General features: G+C 57.2%; 14 protein-coding genes and 1 pseudogene. 9 read left to right on the top strand and 6 right to left on the bottom strand.

The features are described 5' to 3' along the window. Positions 1-114 precede the first annotated feature (114 nt). Positions 115-3,198 carry an S-layer homology domain-containing protein gene (locus tag PTZ19_RS09035; RefSeq protein ID WP_276353871.1) on the top strand — a complete coding sequence of 1,028 codons (3,084 nt, stop codon included), beginning with the start codon at positions 115-117 and terminating at the stop codon, positions 3,196-3,198. A gap of 105 nt (positions 3,199-3,303) precedes the next feature. On the opposite strand, the gene PTZ19_RS09030 is transcribed toward PTZ19_RS09035, so the two are convergent. Next, positions 3,304-4,494 carry a M20 family metallopeptidase gene (locus tag PTZ19_RS09030; protein ID WP_276353870.1) on the bottom strand — a complete coding sequence of 397 codons (1,191 nt, stop codon included), beginning with the start codon at positions 4,492-4,494 and terminating at the stop codon, positions 3,304-3,306. A gap of 185 nt (positions 4,495-4,679) precedes the next feature. Here PTZ19_RS09030 and PTZ19_RS09025 point away from each other — a divergent pair, with 185 nt between their 5' ends. From PTZ19_RS09025 to PTZ19_RS25395, 4 genes and pseudogenes are all read left to right on the top strand, one after another. Next, a complete protein-coding gene (locus PTZ19_RS09025) occupies positions 4,680-5,666 on the top strand; it encodes a Gfo/Idh/MocA family protein (protein ID WP_276353868.1) in 987 nt (328 codons plus the stop codon). Between the two features lie 32 nt (positions 5,667-5,698). Further along, positions 5,699-6,712, top strand: coding sequence for an AraC family transcriptional regulator (locus PTZ19_RS09020; RefSeq protein ID WP_276353867.1), 1,014 nt, complete (start codon positions 5,699-5,701; stop codon positions 6,710-6,712). Beyond that, on the top strand, positions 6,709-7,800 hold the full coding sequence (locus PTZ19_RS09015) for a Gfo/Idh/MocA family protein (protein ID WP_276353866.1): 1,092 nt from the start codon (positions 6,709-6,711) through the stop codon (positions 7,798-7,800). Before PTZ19_RS09020 ends, PTZ19_RS09015 begins: the two co-directional genes overlap by 4 nt. 177 nt (positions 7,801-7,977) lie before the next feature. Continuing rightward, positions 7,978-8,454 (top strand): annotated as a pseudogene (locus tag PTZ19_RS25395) (stalk domain-containing protein); the annotation flags it as partial. A 388-nt stretch (positions 8,455-8,842) separates the two neighbouring features. On the opposite strand, the gene PTZ19_RS09005 reads toward PTZ19_RS25395, so the two are convergent. The 4 genes from PTZ19_RS09005 to PTZ19_RS08990 all read right to left on the bottom strand — a co-directional run bounded on the left by PTZ19_RS09005 (position 8,843) and on the right by PTZ19_RS08990 (position 11,680). Next, positions 8,843-9,664: an alpha/beta fold hydrolase gene (locus PTZ19_RS09005; protein ID WP_276353864.1), complete on the bottom strand. Its 822-nt coding sequence runs from the start codon at positions 9,662-9,664 to the stop codon at positions 8,843-8,845. A gap of 27 nt (positions 9,665-9,691) precedes the next feature. Then, positions 9,692-10,168 (bottom strand): GNAT family N-acetyltransferase, encoded by a 477-nt coding sequence (locus tag PTZ19_RS09000; RefSeq protein WP_339329316.1) that lies wholly within the window; start codon positions 10,166-10,168, stop codon positions 9,692-9,694. A 61-nt stretch (positions 10,169-10,229) separates the two neighbouring features. Continuing rightward, the gene (locus PTZ19_RS08995) at positions 10,230-10,823 is read right to left on the bottom strand and encodes a TetR/AcrR family transcriptional regulator (RefSeq protein WP_276353862.1); all 594 of its coding nucleotides are present in this window, start codon (positions 10,821-10,823) and stop codon (positions 10,230-10,232) included. An 11-nt stretch (positions 10,824-10,834) separates the two neighbouring features. Then, positions 10,835-11,680: an alpha/beta fold hydrolase gene (locus PTZ19_RS08990; protein ID WP_276353861.1), complete on the bottom strand. Its 846-nt coding sequence runs from the start codon at positions 11,678-11,680 to the stop codon at positions 10,835-10,837. A gap of 313 nt (positions 11,681-11,993) precedes the next feature. Here PTZ19_RS08990 and PTZ19_RS08985 point away from each other — a divergent pair, with 313 nt between their 5' ends. Both PTZ19_RS08985 and PTZ19_RS08980 read left to right on the top strand, forming a co-directional pair. Next, complete coding sequence (locus tag PTZ19_RS08985) at positions 11,994-12,899, top strand: AraC family transcriptional regulator (RefSeq protein ID WP_276353860.1); 906 nt, start codon at positions 11,994-11,996, stop codon at positions 12,897-12,899. A gap of 1 nt (position 12,900) precedes the next feature. After that, a complete protein-coding gene (locus PTZ19_RS08980) occupies positions 12,901-13,899 on the top strand; it encodes a C45 family autoproteolytic acyltransferase/hydrolase (protein ID WP_276353859.1) in 999 nt (332 codons plus the stop codon). A gap of 114 nt (positions 13,900-14,013) precedes the next feature. Here PTZ19_RS08980 and PTZ19_RS08975 read toward each other — a convergent pair whose 3' ends face one another. Then, positions 14,014-15,066, bottom strand: coding sequence for an NAD(P)-dependent alcohol dehydrogenase (locus PTZ19_RS08975; RefSeq protein ID WP_422614988.1), 1,053 nt, complete (start codon positions 15,064-15,066; stop codon positions 14,014-14,016). A gap of 217 nt (positions 15,067-15,283) precedes the next feature. On the opposite strand from PTZ19_RS08975, the gene PTZ19_RS08970 reads away from it, so the two are divergent. Together PTZ19_RS08970 and PTZ19_RS08965 are read left to right on the top strand one after the other, a co-directional pair. Next, entirely contained in the window at positions 15,284-16,870 is a 1,587-nt protein-coding gene (locus PTZ19_RS08970) for an NB-ARC domain-containing protein (RefSeq protein WP_276353857.1), read from the top strand. Continuing rightward, on the top strand, positions 16,867-17,130 hold the full coding sequence (locus tag PTZ19_RS08965) for a hypothetical protein (RefSeq protein ID WP_276353856.1): 264 nt from the start codon (positions 16,867-16,869) through the stop codon (positions 17,128-17,130). Before PTZ19_RS08970 ends, PTZ19_RS08965 begins: the two co-directional genes overlap by 4 nt. Positions 17,131-17,302 lie beyond the last annotated feature (172 nt).

Raw genomic sequence — 17,302 nt, 5'->3', positions numbered from 1 at the left:
CTCGTGCCGCGCTGCTAATACCGAATTGCCACTATCGGATAATATCGCCGCCCTTACGTTCAGTGATATGTTGAAAAGGATGAACTGCCGGGAAGGGTGAGAGATTTGAGGAGATTGAAATTCAGCAAAGCGATCCTCTGGATGTCTATTTTCTTAATGCTGTTCGGCATGTCCCCCCCGTATGTTGCCGAGGCTGCCGAAAGCGGCGGACAAGGCCAAGCGCAAAAGGTTTCTTTCAAGGATATTCAGTCTCATTGGGCGTACGAAGATATTATGGAGCTAGCGACACGAAACATCGTATCGGGCTTCGAGGATGGAACCTTTCGGCCGAATGGCGAAGTAACGCGGGAACAGTTTTTGAAAATACTCGTGGATTTAAGAAAGCTTCCGACGGATTCCAGGGATGTCCCTTTTCGCGACGTGGAGCAGCAACGTTGGTCCGCCCCCTTCATCGCCGCGGGCGTAAAGCAGGGCATTCTGGTCGTTGGAGAATATCCGGACGGATTCAAGCCAAGCCAGCCGATCACGCGTCTGGAGATGGCGATCTGGATTGTCAGAGCGCTTCAGCTTACGCCGCAGACGCAAGAGAAGATGCTTGGCGCATTGAAAGATCAGGGAGATATCGAGAGCCATCGGGATCTGATCGAAGCGGCACTGCGGACGGGAATCATTAGCGGATATCCGGATGGCACGTTCAAAGGCGGCAACAAATCCACCCGGGCGGAAGCGGTTTCGATGGCCGTGCGCGCGCTTCATTATTCATCGGGGCAACCGTCCTCGCCTACATCGGGAGATACGCGCAAAATCGTCGAATATTTGCCGGAAGTGAAGATGAGCAAAAGCAAAAATTATACAAGAAAAGACGACACGACATGGGTCATCCACGATCCGGATTTGAAATTGTCCGTCGGCGATGTGTTCGTCATGCCTCCGAATGATGAATTTTTCGGCGGCATCGCGAAAAAGGTCGTGTCCGTTCGCCAGGAAGACGGCGCGCTTGTCGTGACGACGTCCGTACCCAAAGTGCGGGAAGTTTTCTCCAAGCTGGACGTGCATACGACCGAGGCGATTGATCCCAAATGGCTCACCCCGGCTGATCCTTCGATCCAAATCGTTACGGACATACCGGATTCCACCGCGATGCTTGCTTCCGCACAGGCTGTGGCGCTTAAGCTGCCGTGCTTCATGATCAAGATGGACAATGCGAACTATGACGGATTGGCCATGGATGCGCGCATGAATTTTTGCAACCTGGGCGTTGATGCGGACATCGGGCTTGACGTTGACGTGGATTGGTTTGATGTGGATCTGGATTTCTATTCAAAATTGGTATTGACCGGCGATGTCACGACGAACGTGAACGTAAGAGCGAAAAAAGCGATAACCAAGCCCATTTACATTCCGTTGACGACGCCGTACTATGTACCCGTTTTTACCGGCGTATTCATTAAAGGACAGCTCTTTTTGAAGATTGAGCCGGATTTCAAAGCTTCGCTCGAAGTCAAATTCGAAGACCGATTTCATCTGGAGCAAGGCTTCTCCTTCTCGTCGAGCCAGGGGTTCCAAACGATCGATAAGACGACGAACACCGCAACGCTTGACGTGAATTCCAATGTGAATGCCAGTCTTGCTGCAGGTCCGGACGTTCAATTGACGCTGACCTTATTGGATATTGCCTATGCCGGCCTAGAGCTGTATCCGGGAATCAAGGCAGGCTTCTATCGCTATTATGAACAAGGACGATGCGATGAGATCCGGGTGGACGCTTTTCTCAAGCTGGACGTGATCGCCGGTTATGATGTGTGGGTAGCCAAAGGGAAACTCAGTAAAACCTTGATCAACTTGAATTACCCGCTCTATGAGGATCAGCTCCACTGTCCGCCGCCGCCGGCGCCCGGGAATTTGAAGGCTCAGCTCATTCGCGAAATCATTGTTCCGCCTAAGCTGGCCATCGCGATCACGGATCGCATCAACGTCCAACTGAACTGGAGTGCCGCCAAAGAGGCGGCGAGCTACAGGGTGAAGCGCGCGGAAGCCCCGGGAGGTCCGTTCAAAACCATCCGTTCCAACCTTAACGACGTCACGTATACGGACACGACAACCGTAAGAGGCAAAACCTACTATTATCAAGTTGTTGCCGTCAATTCATACGGCGAGAGTGCGCCAACCCAGGTGTTGCCGGTTCAGATCGTCGATCTGCCGCCGCCGCGGCCCGCCAATCTCAAGGCGAAGAGGGATGGATCGGGCGTAACGCTCCAATGGGATCGCCTTGACGGCATGGTTTACGTCGGCAATCGTACCCCTTTGGGGCTTCAAATGGAACACAACGGGATTACGTATAACGTCAAACGGAGCGACAAGGAACGCGGCGGATTGAGACCGATCGCCACCAACCTGACAGATCCGGCATTCACAGACACGACGGCCAAGTTCGATGAGAGCTATCTCTACGTTGTCACGGCCGTGGATCGCTATGGAGAGAGCGGCCTTAGCAATTTCGCATTCGTGGCCAAAGGCAGCCTGTCTGACTTGCAGATCAACCCGGATATCTTAACCGAAATCCCATGGGCCGTCGAAATGGTCATCCCGCCCGCTCCCGACCATTTCATCGCTGAGGCGCATAGCGGGGAAGTCGTTCTCCGTTGGAGCCCGGTTGAGGGTGCGACAAGTTATCATGTGAAGCGCGCGAATGCCGCAGACGGGACTTATGAAACGATAGATTCCTCGGCGAGCGGCACGACGTTCACGGACAGCGCGGTTGAAAACGGCAGAACGTACTATTACAAGGTGACGGCGATCAATAACCTAGGTCTTGAAAGCAAGGACTCCCCGATCCAATCGGCGAAGCCGGAGCTGCTTCGACTTCGCGACATCATTACGCCAAATATACCGATACCTGCTCTTGTACAAATCGCGACACCGGGGAATTTCCAGGCGAACACCGAGCCGAGCAGCGGAAAGGTGACGCTCAGTTGGAGCGCGGTCAGCGGCGCGGCAGGCTACAACGTATGGCGCTCGGACGCGGCGAACGGCACATTCGTGACGATCGGCGCCAAGGTCAGCGGCACGGCGTTTACGGATACGACAGCCGCCATCGGCCAGACGCACTACTATAAAGTTACGGCAGTGGATAACCAAGGCAACGAAAGCCTCGCTACGCCCGTCAAGTCGGCGATTCCAACGCGCGGTATCCGGTAGAAATAGAAGGATGAGGCTGTCCCAAAAGTCATCATAGATGACTGAGGGGCAGCCTCTTCGCAACTTCGACAGGCTTACGATCGCTGCATGCGCAGGCGAAGGATCTTACGCCTGGCGGGCGATATCGACGGTCCGGTCGAATTCCTCCCGGATGCGCAGGACAAGCTCCGGATCCGTCAGCACGTCGCAAGCGGTCCAGGCCAGCACGGTCGCGCCGAACACCATGGCGTCGTAGGCCCTGTCCAGCTGGGCGGCGTCGCGGAATTCCGCCGTATGCAGGTTGTACGGCGCGTCGACCACCTGGACGTACGGATGGATCGCGGGGCAGCGAAGCGAAACGTTGCCCAGATCGAGCGAGCCGTGGTCCTCGCTGTCGTGGACCGCTTCCGGCGGGACGCCCGCTTCGGCCAGGTTGGCGAGAAACGCCTCGTGCAGCGCCGAATTGGTGCGCAGCTCGTCGTACGAATACTCATAGTTGGTGACGTCGAGTCGGCATCCCGTGGCGAGCGCGGCCGCTTCGGCGCACGCCGTCACGCGGCGGGTCAGCTCGTCCGTATAGGGACGTGTAGCCGAACGGGTGTAGAACCGCGCGGCGGCGTAATCGGGAATCAGGTTCGGCGCGACGCCGCCGTGGGAAATGATGCCGTGGATCCGCGCGTGATCCGGCGTCTGCTGCCGGAGCGAGTTCACGGCGTTAAACAGCTGGATGACGGCGTCCAGCGCGTTGATGCCTTCTTCCGGATTCGCCGCGGCATGGGCCGACTTGCCATGGAATTCGAATTGCAGCGCGTCCATGGCGAGCGACGATCCCGATTTCTCGAAGCGGTGGTAAGGATGGGCCATTAGCGCGGCGTCGCAATGGTCGAACAGGCCGGCCGCCGCCATGTCCACTTTGGCCCCTTTCGTCTCTTCGGCGGGGGTGCCGTACACCCGGACCGTACCGCCGGTTTCGTCCAGGACGGCCCGCAGGCCGGCCGCCGCGCCGAGCGCCATCGTGCAGATGAGATGGTGCCCGCAGGCGTGTCCGATTTCCGGCAGCGCGTCGTACTCCGCGAGCAGGGCCACGGTCGGCCCCGGCGTGGCGGAACGGTATTCGGCGATAAACGCCGTCGGAATGCCGAGCGTTCCCCTCTCCACGGCATAACCCAGCTTTTCCAGTTCCTCGGTCAAGCGCGCGGAAGCGAGCTTCTCCTCGTGTCCCAGTTCCGGATGGGCGGCGATAAAAGACGCGACTTCCTTCAAATTCGCCGTTTGGCCGGCAATCGTTTCCCGGATCGTCTGTTTCAGGCGGTTCATGGGCCCGCTCCCCCTCTTGTCGTTATCCTTATATCTGTTAATCGTAGCGCTCGGGCAGGGCGGAATCAAGGGGATCGAGTTGTCGCGAATTTATAGTCTCAATGACACGAGATTGCATTCATGAAAAGAGGAGGGCTGTGATATTCTCAAACCGTGTCGTATATTTACAGTAAAGGATGAAGCGGATGATCAAAGTCGGGATGCTCAGCTACTGGCACGTGCACGCGGAAGATTATACGAAGCAGGTGTTGGAGCACGAGGAGACGCAAATCGCCGCCGTGTGGGACGAGGATTCCGCGCGGGGACGGGAGAAAGCGGCAAAATACGGCGTTCCGTTCTACGAGTCGCTGGACGAACTGCTCGGGCGCGGCGGAATCGACGCCGTCGTCGTGGACGCCCCGACGAACCTGCACCGCGAGGTCATGGTCAAGGCGGCACGGGCGGGCAAACACATTTTCACGGAAAAAGTGGTGGCCGCCACGTACGCGGAAGTTCGCGACATCCTGGCCGCCGTCCGCGAAGCGGGCGTCAAGCTGACGGTATCGCTGCCCCGGCTCTATGACGGTTACGCGCTGGCGATCGAACGGGTGCTGGCGGAAGGACATCTGGGCCGCCTCACGCTCGGCCGGGTCCGGTTGTCCCACAACGGCGCGGTCGCCGATTGGCTTCCGGCCCATTTCTATTCCCTCGAGCAATGCCGCGGAGGCGCCTTGATCGACTTGGGCTGCCATCCGATGTACCTCGTCCGGCGCTTTCTCGGTTTGCCGGAGTCGGTCAGCGCGGCTTTCGGCTACGTCACCGGCAAAGAAGTCGAGGACAATGCGGTCGCCGTGCTTCAATACGCGAACGGAGCGGCCGGCATCGTGGAAGCCGGCTTCGTGAACAGCCATTCGCCGTTCAGCATCGAGCTGCACGGAACCGAGGGCACGCTGCTGTTCGGGTTCCCGGATGATCGGATGCTGCTGCGCAGCAATCGGCGCGGCAGCGGCTGGGAGACGGTGGAACTGCCGCCGAACCGGCCGTCGGCGTTCCGCCAGTGGGTCGATCATATCCGCCAAGGCACGGAAGCGGAAGACAACGTGGCGATGGCCGTCGACCTCACCCGGTTGATGGAAGCGGCCAACCGATCGGCGGCGGAGCATCGCCCCGTCCGCCTGGACGAATTGGCTTAAAGCAAGCAAACCCGAACGGAGGAGCACTCGAAATGAAACGGGAGACGGAAGCCACGGAGGACACGAAGCTGCGACTCGAGCGGCGGCCGGCATCGGCGCCGTTCTTGTTCGCCCGGATGCAACGGAAGCCCGACGCGCTCGACCGGCTGGATCTCCGCTTCCGCTGGGGCCGTTACGGCATCCGGGTGCTGCGCTGCCACTTGGCGGCGTTCCAGCCGGGACAGATCATCTCGTTTCACAAGCATTCCGAGTACGAGTTCCATTTTATCCCGAGAGGCAAGGGCAAAGTCATCCTGGGGGAACAGCCCTACGACCTGCATGAAGGGCTGTTCTATCTGACGGGACCGGACGTGGTTCACTACCAGGAATCCGACCCGGACGATCCGATGTTCGAGCTGTGCCTGCATTGCGACATCGTACCGCTCCCGCCGTCCGCCGGCGAGAACGCCGGATTCGGCGACGACCTGGAGCGGGAAGAGGCGGAGGATTGCGTCCGAACGCTGCGCGGGCTGCCGCCGAAGCCGGAGAAAGACACGTACAACGCCATGGCGGCGTTCCTCGAGGCGTACCGGATTTGGGAGGAACAGCCGCCCGGCTTTAATACGCAGATGAAGCAGGCGGTGACGCAGATCCTGCTGCGCGCCGCCCGGCCGTTCGCCGAAGGCAGCCGCGTTCCCTCCATTCCCGTTCGCGACATGAACGGGCACCGGTACTTGCTGGCGACCCAATACATCCAGGATAACGAGGGCTTGCCGATTACGCTGGAGGACGTGGCGGAGCGGGCGGGCGTCAGTCCTCGCCAGCTGCAGCGGCTTTTCCGGACCGAAGGCCAGACGACGTTCCGGGAATACCTGGAGCATGTCCGGCTGTCGGCGGTCTGCGCCGATCTCGCGGCGTCGTCCCGGCCGATCGAGGACATCGCGTTCGAGCATGGGTACGTTACTCCGAATTATCTGTACCCGGTATTCAAATCGAAATTCGGCATGACGCCTGCCGCGTATCGCCGGGCCCATGCCGTCCATAACCGAAAGGAAGGGTTGGAATGAACAGACGAATTCGGATCGGCATCATCGGAACGGGCGGCATCGCCCGATTTCATGCGGAAGCGTATCAGAAACTGGACTACGCGGACGTCGTCGCCGTCGCGGACGTCGTCCCCGGCCGCGCGCGGCAATTCGCGGACTCTCTTGGGCTTACGGAAGCTGCATCGTTCGACAGCCACGAGGAGCTGCTGAAGCTTGACTTGGACGGGGTCAGCATTTGCACGCCGAACGTCTCCCATCATCGCACGGCCGTCGATTCGCTGCGGGCCGGCAAAAACGTCTTGCTCGAGAAGCCGATGTCCGTGACGCTGGAGCAGGCCGTCGAGATGGTGCAAGCCTCGCGCGCGGCGGACCGCATGCTGACGATCGGCTTCCAGCCGCGGTACGACCCGAACATGAAAAAATTGCAGGAGATCGTGCAGTCCGGCCGGCTCGGCAACGTGTACTACGTGGAAACGGGCGGCGGACGGCGGAGGGGCATGCCGGGCGGCACGTTCATCCGCAAGGAGCTGGCCGGCGCCGGGGCCATGGCCGACATCGGCTGCTACTCCCTCGACTTTGCGCTGAACACGCTGGGACACCCGCGGCCGCTTACGGTGTCGGCTTACACGTCGGCCCATTTCGGACGCAATCCGCTCTATCATCCGGAGGCTTCCCGCTTCGAAGTCGAGGACTTCGGCGTGGCGTTGGTCCGGTTCGAGAACGACCTGGTGCTCAGCTTCAAAATCTCCTGGGCGATGCATATGGACACGCTGGGAGCGACCCTGTTCCTCGGCAGCGATGCCGGGCTCAAGGTCACGCCGGCCGGCACGGGCCCGTGGTCGGGCGTATGGGACGGCAAAATCGGCTCCATGACGCTGTACCACGACGATTTCGGCGGCCATACGGAGACGAGGGTGCCGCTCGTCGAGCACTCGGTCAACCTGTTCCAGGCCAAAGTGCACGACTTCGCCGAAGCCGTGCGGGACGGGCGGCCGGCCCCGATCCCAGGGGAGCAGATCCTTATCCAGCAAGCGATCATCGACGGCGTGCTCCGCTCGGCGGACCAGCGCCGCGAAGTCTCGGTCGAGCTGCCGCCGTCCCTCGCGTAAACGCGATCGACGTCCCGACGTCCTCCGATTGCCCCGCATGGGCGGCTAACCGGAGGACGTTTCCTTTTTGCCGCAGTTTGCCGCAGTTTGCCGCAGTTTGCCGCGGTTCGTCCTCGGGGTTGTCCCGGCATCGTTTTGGTGATCCAACCTGCAACTTTCTTCTCAAACGTACGTCAAATGGAATGCCGTTCAACTTTTTCCAAAAAGCAGGTGGCATTCATGAAGAAGTCTCGGATTATTGCGTTTTCGCTCCTGATCGCCGTCTTCACGCTATCGGCGGTTTCCGTCTCCGCTGCAGCATCCAAAAGCACCTCCTTTACGATCCACGGCACGGTCGCCCGGGATGCGAAATTCAAAGGCACATGGATCGGGGGTAAACCTTATGTCGATTTCGAGGGCCTGAAAAAGATCCTGCCGTACAAAGTTTCCCATTCTACTTGGGACGCCGAGACCAAAACGCTGTTTTTCATGGGCGACGCCTATCCCGATCTCAGAACCGTCCAGTTGGCGTTTAAGAACGGTGAAAGCTTTTTTACCTTGGATGGCGCGAAAATCCAAGCCGACGCGCCGATCCGGATCGTGAACGGCAAAATGCAGTTTCCGTTGCGATCCGTCGCCATGTACTATGAACTCAAGCTGACCTGGAACGCGAAACGGACGGCCGTCGACATTGCCGCCGGCCCCGATCTCAAGCTTCCGATCGTCGTCAACACGGCGAAGCTGAGCCAAGACGACGTGGACGCGATGGTCGACCTCACGACGAAATTCATCGCTTACGCGAATGCCCGCGACTTCAAGAAATTCACCGCGCTCATCGATTCCAAGCCCGCGAAGTACGAGGAATACTTGCCGGTTTTCACGCCGTGGGACGACGCCAAGAACGGCAAACAAACGCTGCGCCGGATCGATTTCGTTTCGTCGGGCGAAGTCGGGGACACCGTCCCCCGCGTCATCGCGGACGTCAAATGGACCGAACGGGAAATGCAGGTCGCGTATTTCAAACGGAAAGACGGTTGGACGATCGCTTCCTTGGATTAGGCCCCTACTCGTTGGCGAAGGCCAGAAGGTCGGCGTTCAATCGATCCGCGTGCGTGACGAACAAACCGTGTGCCGCATCCTCGTAGACGATGAACCGATTGTTCGGCACGAGCTGAGCGGACTTGATCCCGCACAGTTCGAACGGTGCGGATACGTCGCGGTCGCCGTGAATGATCAAAGCGGGAACCGAGATCCGTCGCATTTCTTGACGCAGGTCCGTCGTAAAGAACGTATGATTGCACGCATCCATTGCTCGAGGAGAACACTGCAGGCACACCTGGACCAGCCAATGGACCATCTCCGGCGAGACGTTGTTCTCCGGCACATCGAGGGCAAAGAACGGAGCAGCGTTCTCGGCCAACCATTTTGGACGGTCCTGATTCATGATTTCAAGGCCTTTGAGGAAAAGGTCCAATTCGATACCGTCGGGATTATCCTCCGTCTTCATCGGGAATGGCGCGCTCGCGCTAATGAGGGCAATTTTGGCGATTCGGTCGGAACCATATCGAGTCAAATAACGTACGACCTCTCCTCCTCCCATCGAGTGACCGACCAGGATGACGTCGCGAAGATCGAGATGCGAGATCAGGGCCGCAAGGTCGTCGGCCAATGTGTCATAGTCGTAGCCATCCCAAGGACTGTCCGAACGACCGTGACCGCGCCGGTCGTAGGCAATGCAGCGCATCCCCCGCGAAGCCAGGTAAGGAAGCTGGTACTCCCACATTTCGGTTCCCAGATAGACGGAGGAGACGAATACGACCGGCTGACCCGAACCCCAGTCCTTGTAAAACAAACGCGTGGAATCCACGCCTTCAACATACGGCATATCTGATAAACCTCCTTCAATTTATGGTTAAAGAGGAGCTCGATACTCCGTTCTAAGAACCGACATGACCACAATCGATTCGAATTTCGATTCGTAAAGGTAACTTTCTCTCAGCAAACCTTCCGTCACAAAGCCCGCCGATTCATAAACATGGCGCGCCCGTTGATTATAATCTTTGACATGCAGCCACACGCGATGCGCGTCGGTTGATTCGAAGACCCAATTCAGCAGTTGCTTCATGGTTGCTTTTCCGTACCCGCGATCCTTGATCCGATTCGCGATACGCTTCATGCAAACGGCTTTATGAGGATCCTTGAGTCCCGTTAAGATCACGTAACCGACGCGGTCGCCCTGGGCGTTCTCTATGATAAAATGAGCGATATCCTCGTTGGATAAACTGTCGGTATGTTGCTCAATTGACCATTGTCCGATATAGGAGGCGTTCGATTTGTCCGTCTCGGTCGCGAGCACGAACTCCAATTCGGAGAGTTCCGTTTTCCGCAATCGGATGGCATGGGCGTGAGTAAGCAGAAGATTCCTCCTTTCTCCTTCCGGCAAGCGCTTCTTATCGGACGAAAAGACGCATGATCATATCGACTTGCGGAATCCGATAGTCGCCGTCCCCCTTAGCGTTCACGACCATCACGCCCGAGAGAATCGTAAAATAACAGGAAATCATTTCGTCCAAATCTCCCGCCGCGATATCGCCGGCACGTTGTCCTTCCTCGAAGACCGGTCGCAACAGATCGACATATGATTTCATGGTGAACCGGGAAAAAAGCTCTTTGACCTGAACCGGCACATCTTCCGCCATGCGCGCTTGATAAATCAACAGAAAGTAGTACTTCCCCTCATCGTCCAAGATGGATTGAGTCAAAAATCTGATTTTCTCCAGCGGGGCAACCGGCATCTCCCGAAGGCTTTTCGTCGCCGTATAGGAAATGTCCATCGCTTCTTGCACCAGGGCGATCAGCGCTTCGTCTTTCGACTTGAAATAGTGGTAGAAAAGCCCTTGGCTGACTCCCGCTTCCGCGACGATCATGCTGATTTTCGTTCCGGCGACTCCGCGGCGGGCAAAAACCTTAAGCGCGGCCCGCATGATCTGATCTTTGCGTTCGTCCCGAATCAGGCTCAGTTGTTCTTTCTGCAGAGGTGACAAGGGTACTCCTCCTAGTTAAGGAAATATCGCTTCACCTGTTGTACCACCCCGGATGGCTTGTGTCCATTCAGCGGAGCCATGTGGCCGAATTTCGGCAAAACCAGCGTCGCATGATGGGGGAGCGTCCGTTCAAGCGCCTCTATGGTTGCCACCGCCTCTTTGCTTTTGCCCCCTCGCATTAATAGCGTAGATGCGCCAATGGAACCGTAATTCGCGTAACCGGAATCATGTCGTCCGATTTCTTTATACTCGGACGCCATCTCACGCAGCAAACTTGCCTTATCCCCCCAATGGCTGCGCATCATGCGAAGGAAAAATTTCAGATACCATAAAGGCGCGTACCTGGCTGATTTTACCGGCGCGGTTGCCCTTACGAATATCGCGAAAGCCTTTAGCGTGTCTTCTTCGTTCAACGCTGCCTCGAACGGCGGCAACCACGTGATCGGAATGGAATGATTGACGGAAACACCGGGTTCATAGAGCGCGATTTTCGTGAATCGGTCGTTCATTCTCGCCGTTTCCAAGGCAACGAGCCCACCGTAGCTGTGACCGAAAAGATAGTCGGCGCCCGTCTCTTCCTGCACGGCCGTCAAGTCCTCGCATTCCTTGCGAATGGAGTATTCGCTGCCTTGCGGCCCGCTTTGCCCGCGGCCCCGACGATCGATAACGTGCACCGTAAAGGTGTCTGCCATTTCTTGCGCGAATTGGGCAAAATCATCGGACCTGCTGAGAAGCCCGGGAAGGATGATCACGCCGGGCCCGTTCCCCATGCTTTTGTAGCCAATGACCGTGCCGTCCTTCGATCGCACCGTGGAAGCCTTAATCGGAATTGCGTTCTCGGTTTTGCCAACTGTCATTGCACACCCTCCATATCATTGACTGAACTGTTCAATCGAAATTTTATGGCAAAATTTGTTTCTCGTCAATCCCTTTTTTTTACTTCCGACTGCTATATTGTAGATATCCGGATCCAGCTCCGCACCCGCCACATGCCGTTTCGGGTCCCCAAACGGAGAAGTTGCGAGCCGGCGAAGCTGAATCTTGTTGGGCCGGTACATCCTCCGGGATACACGGCGCTGCCGCCGGTTTCCGGCGGCAGCAAAAAACGTCAAGAAGGGCCGGGCCTCCCATGTTACATTGGGAACAAGAAGCCGACGGGGAGCTGTGGAAATGGGTTACCACCTGCGCATCCAGAAGACGATCGAATTTATCGAGACGCACTTGGACGAGCCGCTGATGCTGCGGGAGCTGGCCGAACTCGCGGGCTTTTCCGAATTCCATTACCATCGGGTCTTCCAATCCATGGTGGGAGATCCGGTCATGGAGTACGTCCGGAAAAGGAGGCTGGCGAAAGCGGCGGCGCACGTGGCGGATCCGGAGCGGAGAATCGTCGACGTCGCGCTGGATCACGGGTTTCAGACCCATGAAACGTTCACCCGGGCTTTCAAGAGAATGTTCGGCATGACGCCGGGAGAGTACCGCAGGCGGGGCATTCGCGCGCCCTCCTATCCGAAAGCCGACGTTCTCACGCGCAGGTACAATCCTTATTTGGGAGGCATTCGCATGGAATATCGCATCGTCGACAAACCGGCTTTCAAAGTGATCGGGTACGCGCTCGAAACGACGTCCGAAGACGGTCAAAATCATCGGGAAATCCCGGCCTTCTGGCAGGACTATCTGTTGAACCGGCGGGGAGACCGCATTCCGAACGCGGTCGAGCGGGAGCATCCGGTCAATCTCGGCATCTGCACCGACTTCAACATGGAAACGTGCCGCTTTACGTATTTGATCGGGAGGGAGGCGGAGCATTTCGACAACGTTCCGTCCGATCTGGTTTGCCGGGAGTTTCCGGGCGCCGCTTACGCCGTGTTTACGACGCCGAAGGTGCCGCCGAAGGATTTCTCGCCTACCATTCAGGAAACGTGGAGATTGATTTTCGACCAGTGGTTCCCGCACTCCGGGTACGAGCACGCCGGCTTGGCGGAATTCGAATGGTACGACGAGCGCGCCAATCCCGAGACCGACGGCACGCAGCAGATGGAGATCTACATCCCCGTCAAACCGAGGAATAGCTAATATGGAGATCAATCTGCAAGAGGAGCGCCGAGCGGATTACCGGATTTTCGAAGCGGCGGGTTCGCACCGCGAGATCGGCCGAATGACCGCGTCGCAGGCCGGAACCGCAATTTTGCCCGCGGAGCCGCTCAATGAACGGCAGATCCGTTACGCGGAAAGTTGCCGGGAAGCGGTCTATGCGCTTTATCCGGAAATCGTCGAAGAGTTCCAAGGTTACGCCGACGGCCTCGGGATTGCCGAGGAACGGCTCCTGTGGCACTACACCCTGGGGGTGACCGGGGGCTGCAGCGCGATGGCGCTGCGGACGGAGTCGGGCATCTGCGTCGGCAGGAATTACGATTATTTCTATTGGGAGAATCGCCGGCATCTCATCGTGACCAGGCCGAAGCGGGGCTGGGCTCATGTCGGCATGCACGAAGGGCTGGTCGGCGGCAGGTTCGACGGGATGAACGAGAAAGGGCTGTTCGTCAGCTTCAACGGAGCGGGGCCCCACCCGGATCCGGCGCCGCGGCCCGGCATGAGCTTCCATCTGATCGTCCGCTATTTGCTGGAGAAATGCTCGGACGTCCGCGAAGCCGAGGAAGCGTTGCTCAGCCTGCCGGCGAAAGAAGCGAAAAGCTATTTCGCGGCGGATCCCAGTCAGGCGATCGTCGCGGAGGTTCATCCCGAACGCCGGGCGGTTCGGCGGATGGACGGGGATTATTTGATCGTCACCAACCATTTCAAGCACCCGTCCATGGCTTCCTACGCGAGCGAGTGGCCGAATTCGGTTGCCCGATACGGGAAGCTCGAGGAGCATGCCCTGCGGCATCAAGCCGATGCTTCGCAGGATCCGCTGGAAGCGCTGAAGCGGGTATTTTCGGACCATGAAGCCCCCGTATGCGGCCATCAAGACGGATTGGCCACGTTCTGGTCTTGCCTGGCCGACTTGAGCCAAGGGCGGATCGCTTACTCGCTCGGCGCTCCCTGCAGGAACGAATACAAGGAATTTTCGGTGTAATGCTCTCGCGACCGCCTCTTCTGGCGGTCTTCGTTTTTTCAGGCGAGCCAGAAGTTCGAGGCCTGCTTACCCGGCTCGGGACCTGTAAACCGGACGGTTCTACGGTCATTGGTTTCAGCCAGAGACGGTCAATCCGTTCGGGTAGACAACCACTTTCAGGCACTCGCTTTTATGGTTGAGCGCGCGTTCCATCGCCTCTTGCGTTCGTTCCAACGGATATCGGTCGGTAATCAGGATGCTGGTGTCCACGATTCCGGAGGATAAAAAATGGATTCCTTTCGGATAGGTATTGGCATAGCGGAAGACTCCGTATAGGTCTACTTCATGATCCACCATGAACGGCACGTTCAGGGAGATTCCCTCTTGGGCAGGCAACCCGACGATCGCCAGTTTGCCTCCCCGGCGAAGGGAAAGCAATGCGGCTTGCAGTGCCGCGGGATTGCCGGCGGTTTCCCACGCGACGTCGACGCCTTTGTCCCCCGTGATGCGAAGGATTCCCTTGACGGGGTCCTGCTCCCGGATATTGATGACGTGGGTGGCACCCATGCGATGTGCCGCTTCGAGCCGCAAAGGCTCGAGATCGGCGGCGATGATCGTGGAAGCCCCGTATGCTTTGGCCGCCGCGATCGCCAACAATCCGACCGGTCCCATGCCTACGATGGCGATGGCGGAGTCCGGCTGAAGGCGGGTTCGCACGGCGGCATGGATGCCGACCGAGAAAGGTTCGATAAGCGCGGCTTCTTCATACGACATCGAGTCGGGAATTTTGAAGACAAAGTCTTGCCGCACTTTGATATATTGCGTGAATGCCCCGTCAAAAGGCGGCGTGGCCAGAAATTCGACTTCCGGGCATAGGTTGTATCGGCCTTTTTTGCACGCGTCGCAATAACCGCAGGTTACCCCCGGTTCCACGGCCACTCGATCGCCAACTTTTAAACGTCGGACGTTCGATCCAACGGCCGCGATATCCCCCGAGCATTCATGGCCCAAAATGAACGGCTTGTCCACGACGTATTTTCCGATTCGGCCATGCGCGTAATAATGCAGGTCCGAACCGCAGACGCCGACGGCGACGACCTTGATCAGCACTTCGTTCGACCGAATGCCGGGAACCGGGAGCTCTTCCAGTTGAATTTCCCGTGTTCTGTGCATGACGGCCGCTTTCATCGTATGGGGCAAATTCGTGGTCAACGTGTTCCATTCCCTTCCTTCAGCTTGCAAAATAACATGATAGGCCGGTGTCCTTGACTTCATTCCATGCCTGGGCTTCTTTTCATTTTCAAATGCGATTGTATATACTTAGGGCATTCCTATCTATCTTTTCGGGCTGTCGTTTTGTACAGAGCCGCTGTATGGTTTGAACATGAAAAGGAGGGAGTACACCATGGCGGAAATCGAAGATCGGGAACAATTCGCCCTTCTGCTTTCTCAAGGCATCTCGGCGTTAAGGGAACATCCCGAGTTTAAGACGAGAAGGAAAAAGAGGGAAGCGCTCCCTTCGGGAAGAACGTTTTCCGAATCCTATATCGACCGAATATCCGTACCGCTCGGAATCTCGCCGAATACGATCAAGAGTTGGATGGGACAAATGGGCAACCGGTATATTCCGAGCAGGATCGAAGACGGCAAATTGTTCGGCTTGCTGTGGATGATCATGGAAAAAGGCGTTATGGACGCCAGGTGGTTCAATGACCTCCTGCATGCGACATCCATACCGGTGATCGAGCCGCCTGTGCCCGCGTGGTTTGCTTCATGCTTTAAAAAAGCGAAAATTTTGCGGGAAGACGGAACGTATGGCCCTCCTTCCGAAGAGTCGATTCCGAGCGTCGCGGAAAGCGCTTTCGATGGATTGTCCCGGCAGGGAGCCGACACAACGGAAAAACTCGCGGAGGATAACCGCCACAATTTGCCCAGGCGGTGGTTGGAGATCTTCGTGGGACGGGAACAGGATTTGCAGGCCATCAACCAATGGCTGTGGTCTTCCTCTTCCGTGTGCCTGATTACCGGCTGGGGAGGAATGGGGAAATCGACACTCGCATTGGAAACGGCTTACGCCTGTATCAGCGATTCGCACGGCGTGGCGAGGAAGTTCAAGTGGCCGGTTTTTTCATACGTGATTTGGATCAGCGCAGAACCCAAGCAGCTCACGTTCAGCGACTTTTTGGACACGATCGCTTACCAGCTCGGCCGAGTCGAATTGCTGGAAAAATCCCTTATCGAAAAACGCCTGGTCGTTCGAAACGCGCTTGCGGCCGCCGCGATTCAACTCCCGGTCTTTCTGATTATCGACAGCTTGGATACGGCGGAAGCGGAAATCTATGAGTTCGTGGCCAACATGCCTCAAGGGATCAAGGTGTTGATGACGGCTCGGGAAAACCCGAGTACGGTGCATGCCCTTTCCATCCGGGACATGGACATCATCACGCTGGTCGGACTGAAGGACGCCGAGGCGTTGGAATATTTACATAAAGAAGTCACCCATCATTGGAACCTAAGCAATTTGCCCGTCAAGAAACAAAGGTTGAAGGATTTGCTCGAAGAAAAAACGGAAGTTTTGCTGCAGCTCATCGCGGCAACCGCCGGCAATCCCAAAGCGATCTCGCTCAGCGTCGCGTATATGATCGACGACGATCTATCTCCGAAACAGCTCGTCGGAGAGATCGAAAAGGCGAGTTATTCTTTATCCACGCTCTTTAATTATTTGTTCGGAAGAAGCTGGGAGCGCTGCAGCGAAGACGCCAAGCGGCTATGGCAGACGCTCGGTTTTTTCGACAAGTCCCCGGTCGAAGAAAGCTGGTCGAAGATTGCCGGTTTGGACGCCAGGCGATTTCATGCCGCGCTGGAACAATTGAAGAGCTTCGCGCTCGTCGAAACCGAAAGAAGCCGGGACACGATCCAATACCGGGCGCACCAAACCGTATTGTCTTACGGGGAGAAAAGGCTTACTTTAATCTCGGAGTGGCGTATGTGAAACTTGGGGAATACGAGAAAGCGGAGACGACATTCGATTATTTGCTGCTCGACAAGAAACAAGTCAATCTCATCGAGTATATTTTCTATTATTACGGCCGGGCGCAAATTTTGGCCGGCAAGGGACAATATCACGAAGCCGTCGATTTAACGATGAAAGTATTGACCAAGATCGACACTTGGGAGCAGACGACCCGGATCAAAGCGGAAGTGGAATCGTTTTATCACGAGCTGAGGGGAAAGCTTCGTCTCAATGCATAGCGGAAAGCACGGAAGAGTCGGGAATGGGCCCCGACTCTCTTTTTTTTGCGCGTTCTACTGGTTGTACCGCTAGCAGACGTACAGTTGCGCTGTATCTTTAACAGTCTGTTTGTATGGATTCGGCGAATAGACGGCATGTATCATGGGGGCGAAACGAATAAGAGGGGAGAAT

Origin of the sequence: Cohnella caldifontis (assembly GCF_029360585.1) — a bacterium.
Lineage (GTDB): Bacteria > Bacillota > Bacilli > Paenibacillales > Paenibacillaceae > Cohnella > Cohnella caldifontis.
Note: the sequence above shows the minus strand (reverse complement) of the source record. Positions and strands in the feature narration are given on the sequence as shown.

Coding starts and splice junctions, on each gene's coding strand:
- PTZ19_RS08980 (WP_276353859.1), top strand. CDS start 12,901: ATGGAGATCAATCTGCAAGAGGAGCGCCGAGCGGATTACCGGATTTTC.
- PTZ19_RS09030 (WP_276353870.1), bottom strand. CDS start 4,494: ATGAACCGCCTGAAACAGACGATCCGGGAAACGATTGCCGGCCAAACG.
- PTZ19_RS08985 (WP_276353860.1), top strand. CDS start 11,994: ATGGGTTACCACCTGCGCATCCAGAAGACGATCGAATTTATCGAGACG.
- PTZ19_RS09015 (WP_276353866.1), top strand. CDS start 6,709: ATGAACAGACGAATTCGGATCGGCATCATCGGAACGGGCGGCATCGCC.
- PTZ19_RS08970 (WP_276353857.1), top strand. CDS start 15,284: ATGGCGGAAATCGAAGATCGGGAACAATTCGCCCTTCTGCTTTCTCAA.
- PTZ19_RS09005 (WP_276353864.1), bottom strand. CDS start 9,664: ATGCCGTATGTTGAAGGCGTGGATTCCACGCGTTTGTTTTACAAGGAC.
- PTZ19_RS09025 (WP_276353868.1), top strand. CDS start 4,680: ATGATCAAAGTCGGGATGCTCAGCTACTGGCACGTGCACGCGGAAGAT.
- PTZ19_RS09020 (WP_276353867.1), top strand. CDS start 5,699: ATGAAACGGGAGACGGAAGCCACGGAGGACACGAAGCTGCGACTCGAG.
- PTZ19_RS08975 (WP_422614988.1), bottom strand. CDS start 15,066: ATGAAAGCGGCCGTCATGCACAGAACACGGGAAATTCAACTGGAAGAG.
- PTZ19_RS08990 (WP_276353861.1), bottom strand. CDS start 11,680: ATGACAGTTGGCAAAACCGAGAACGCAATTCCGATTAAGGCTTCCACG.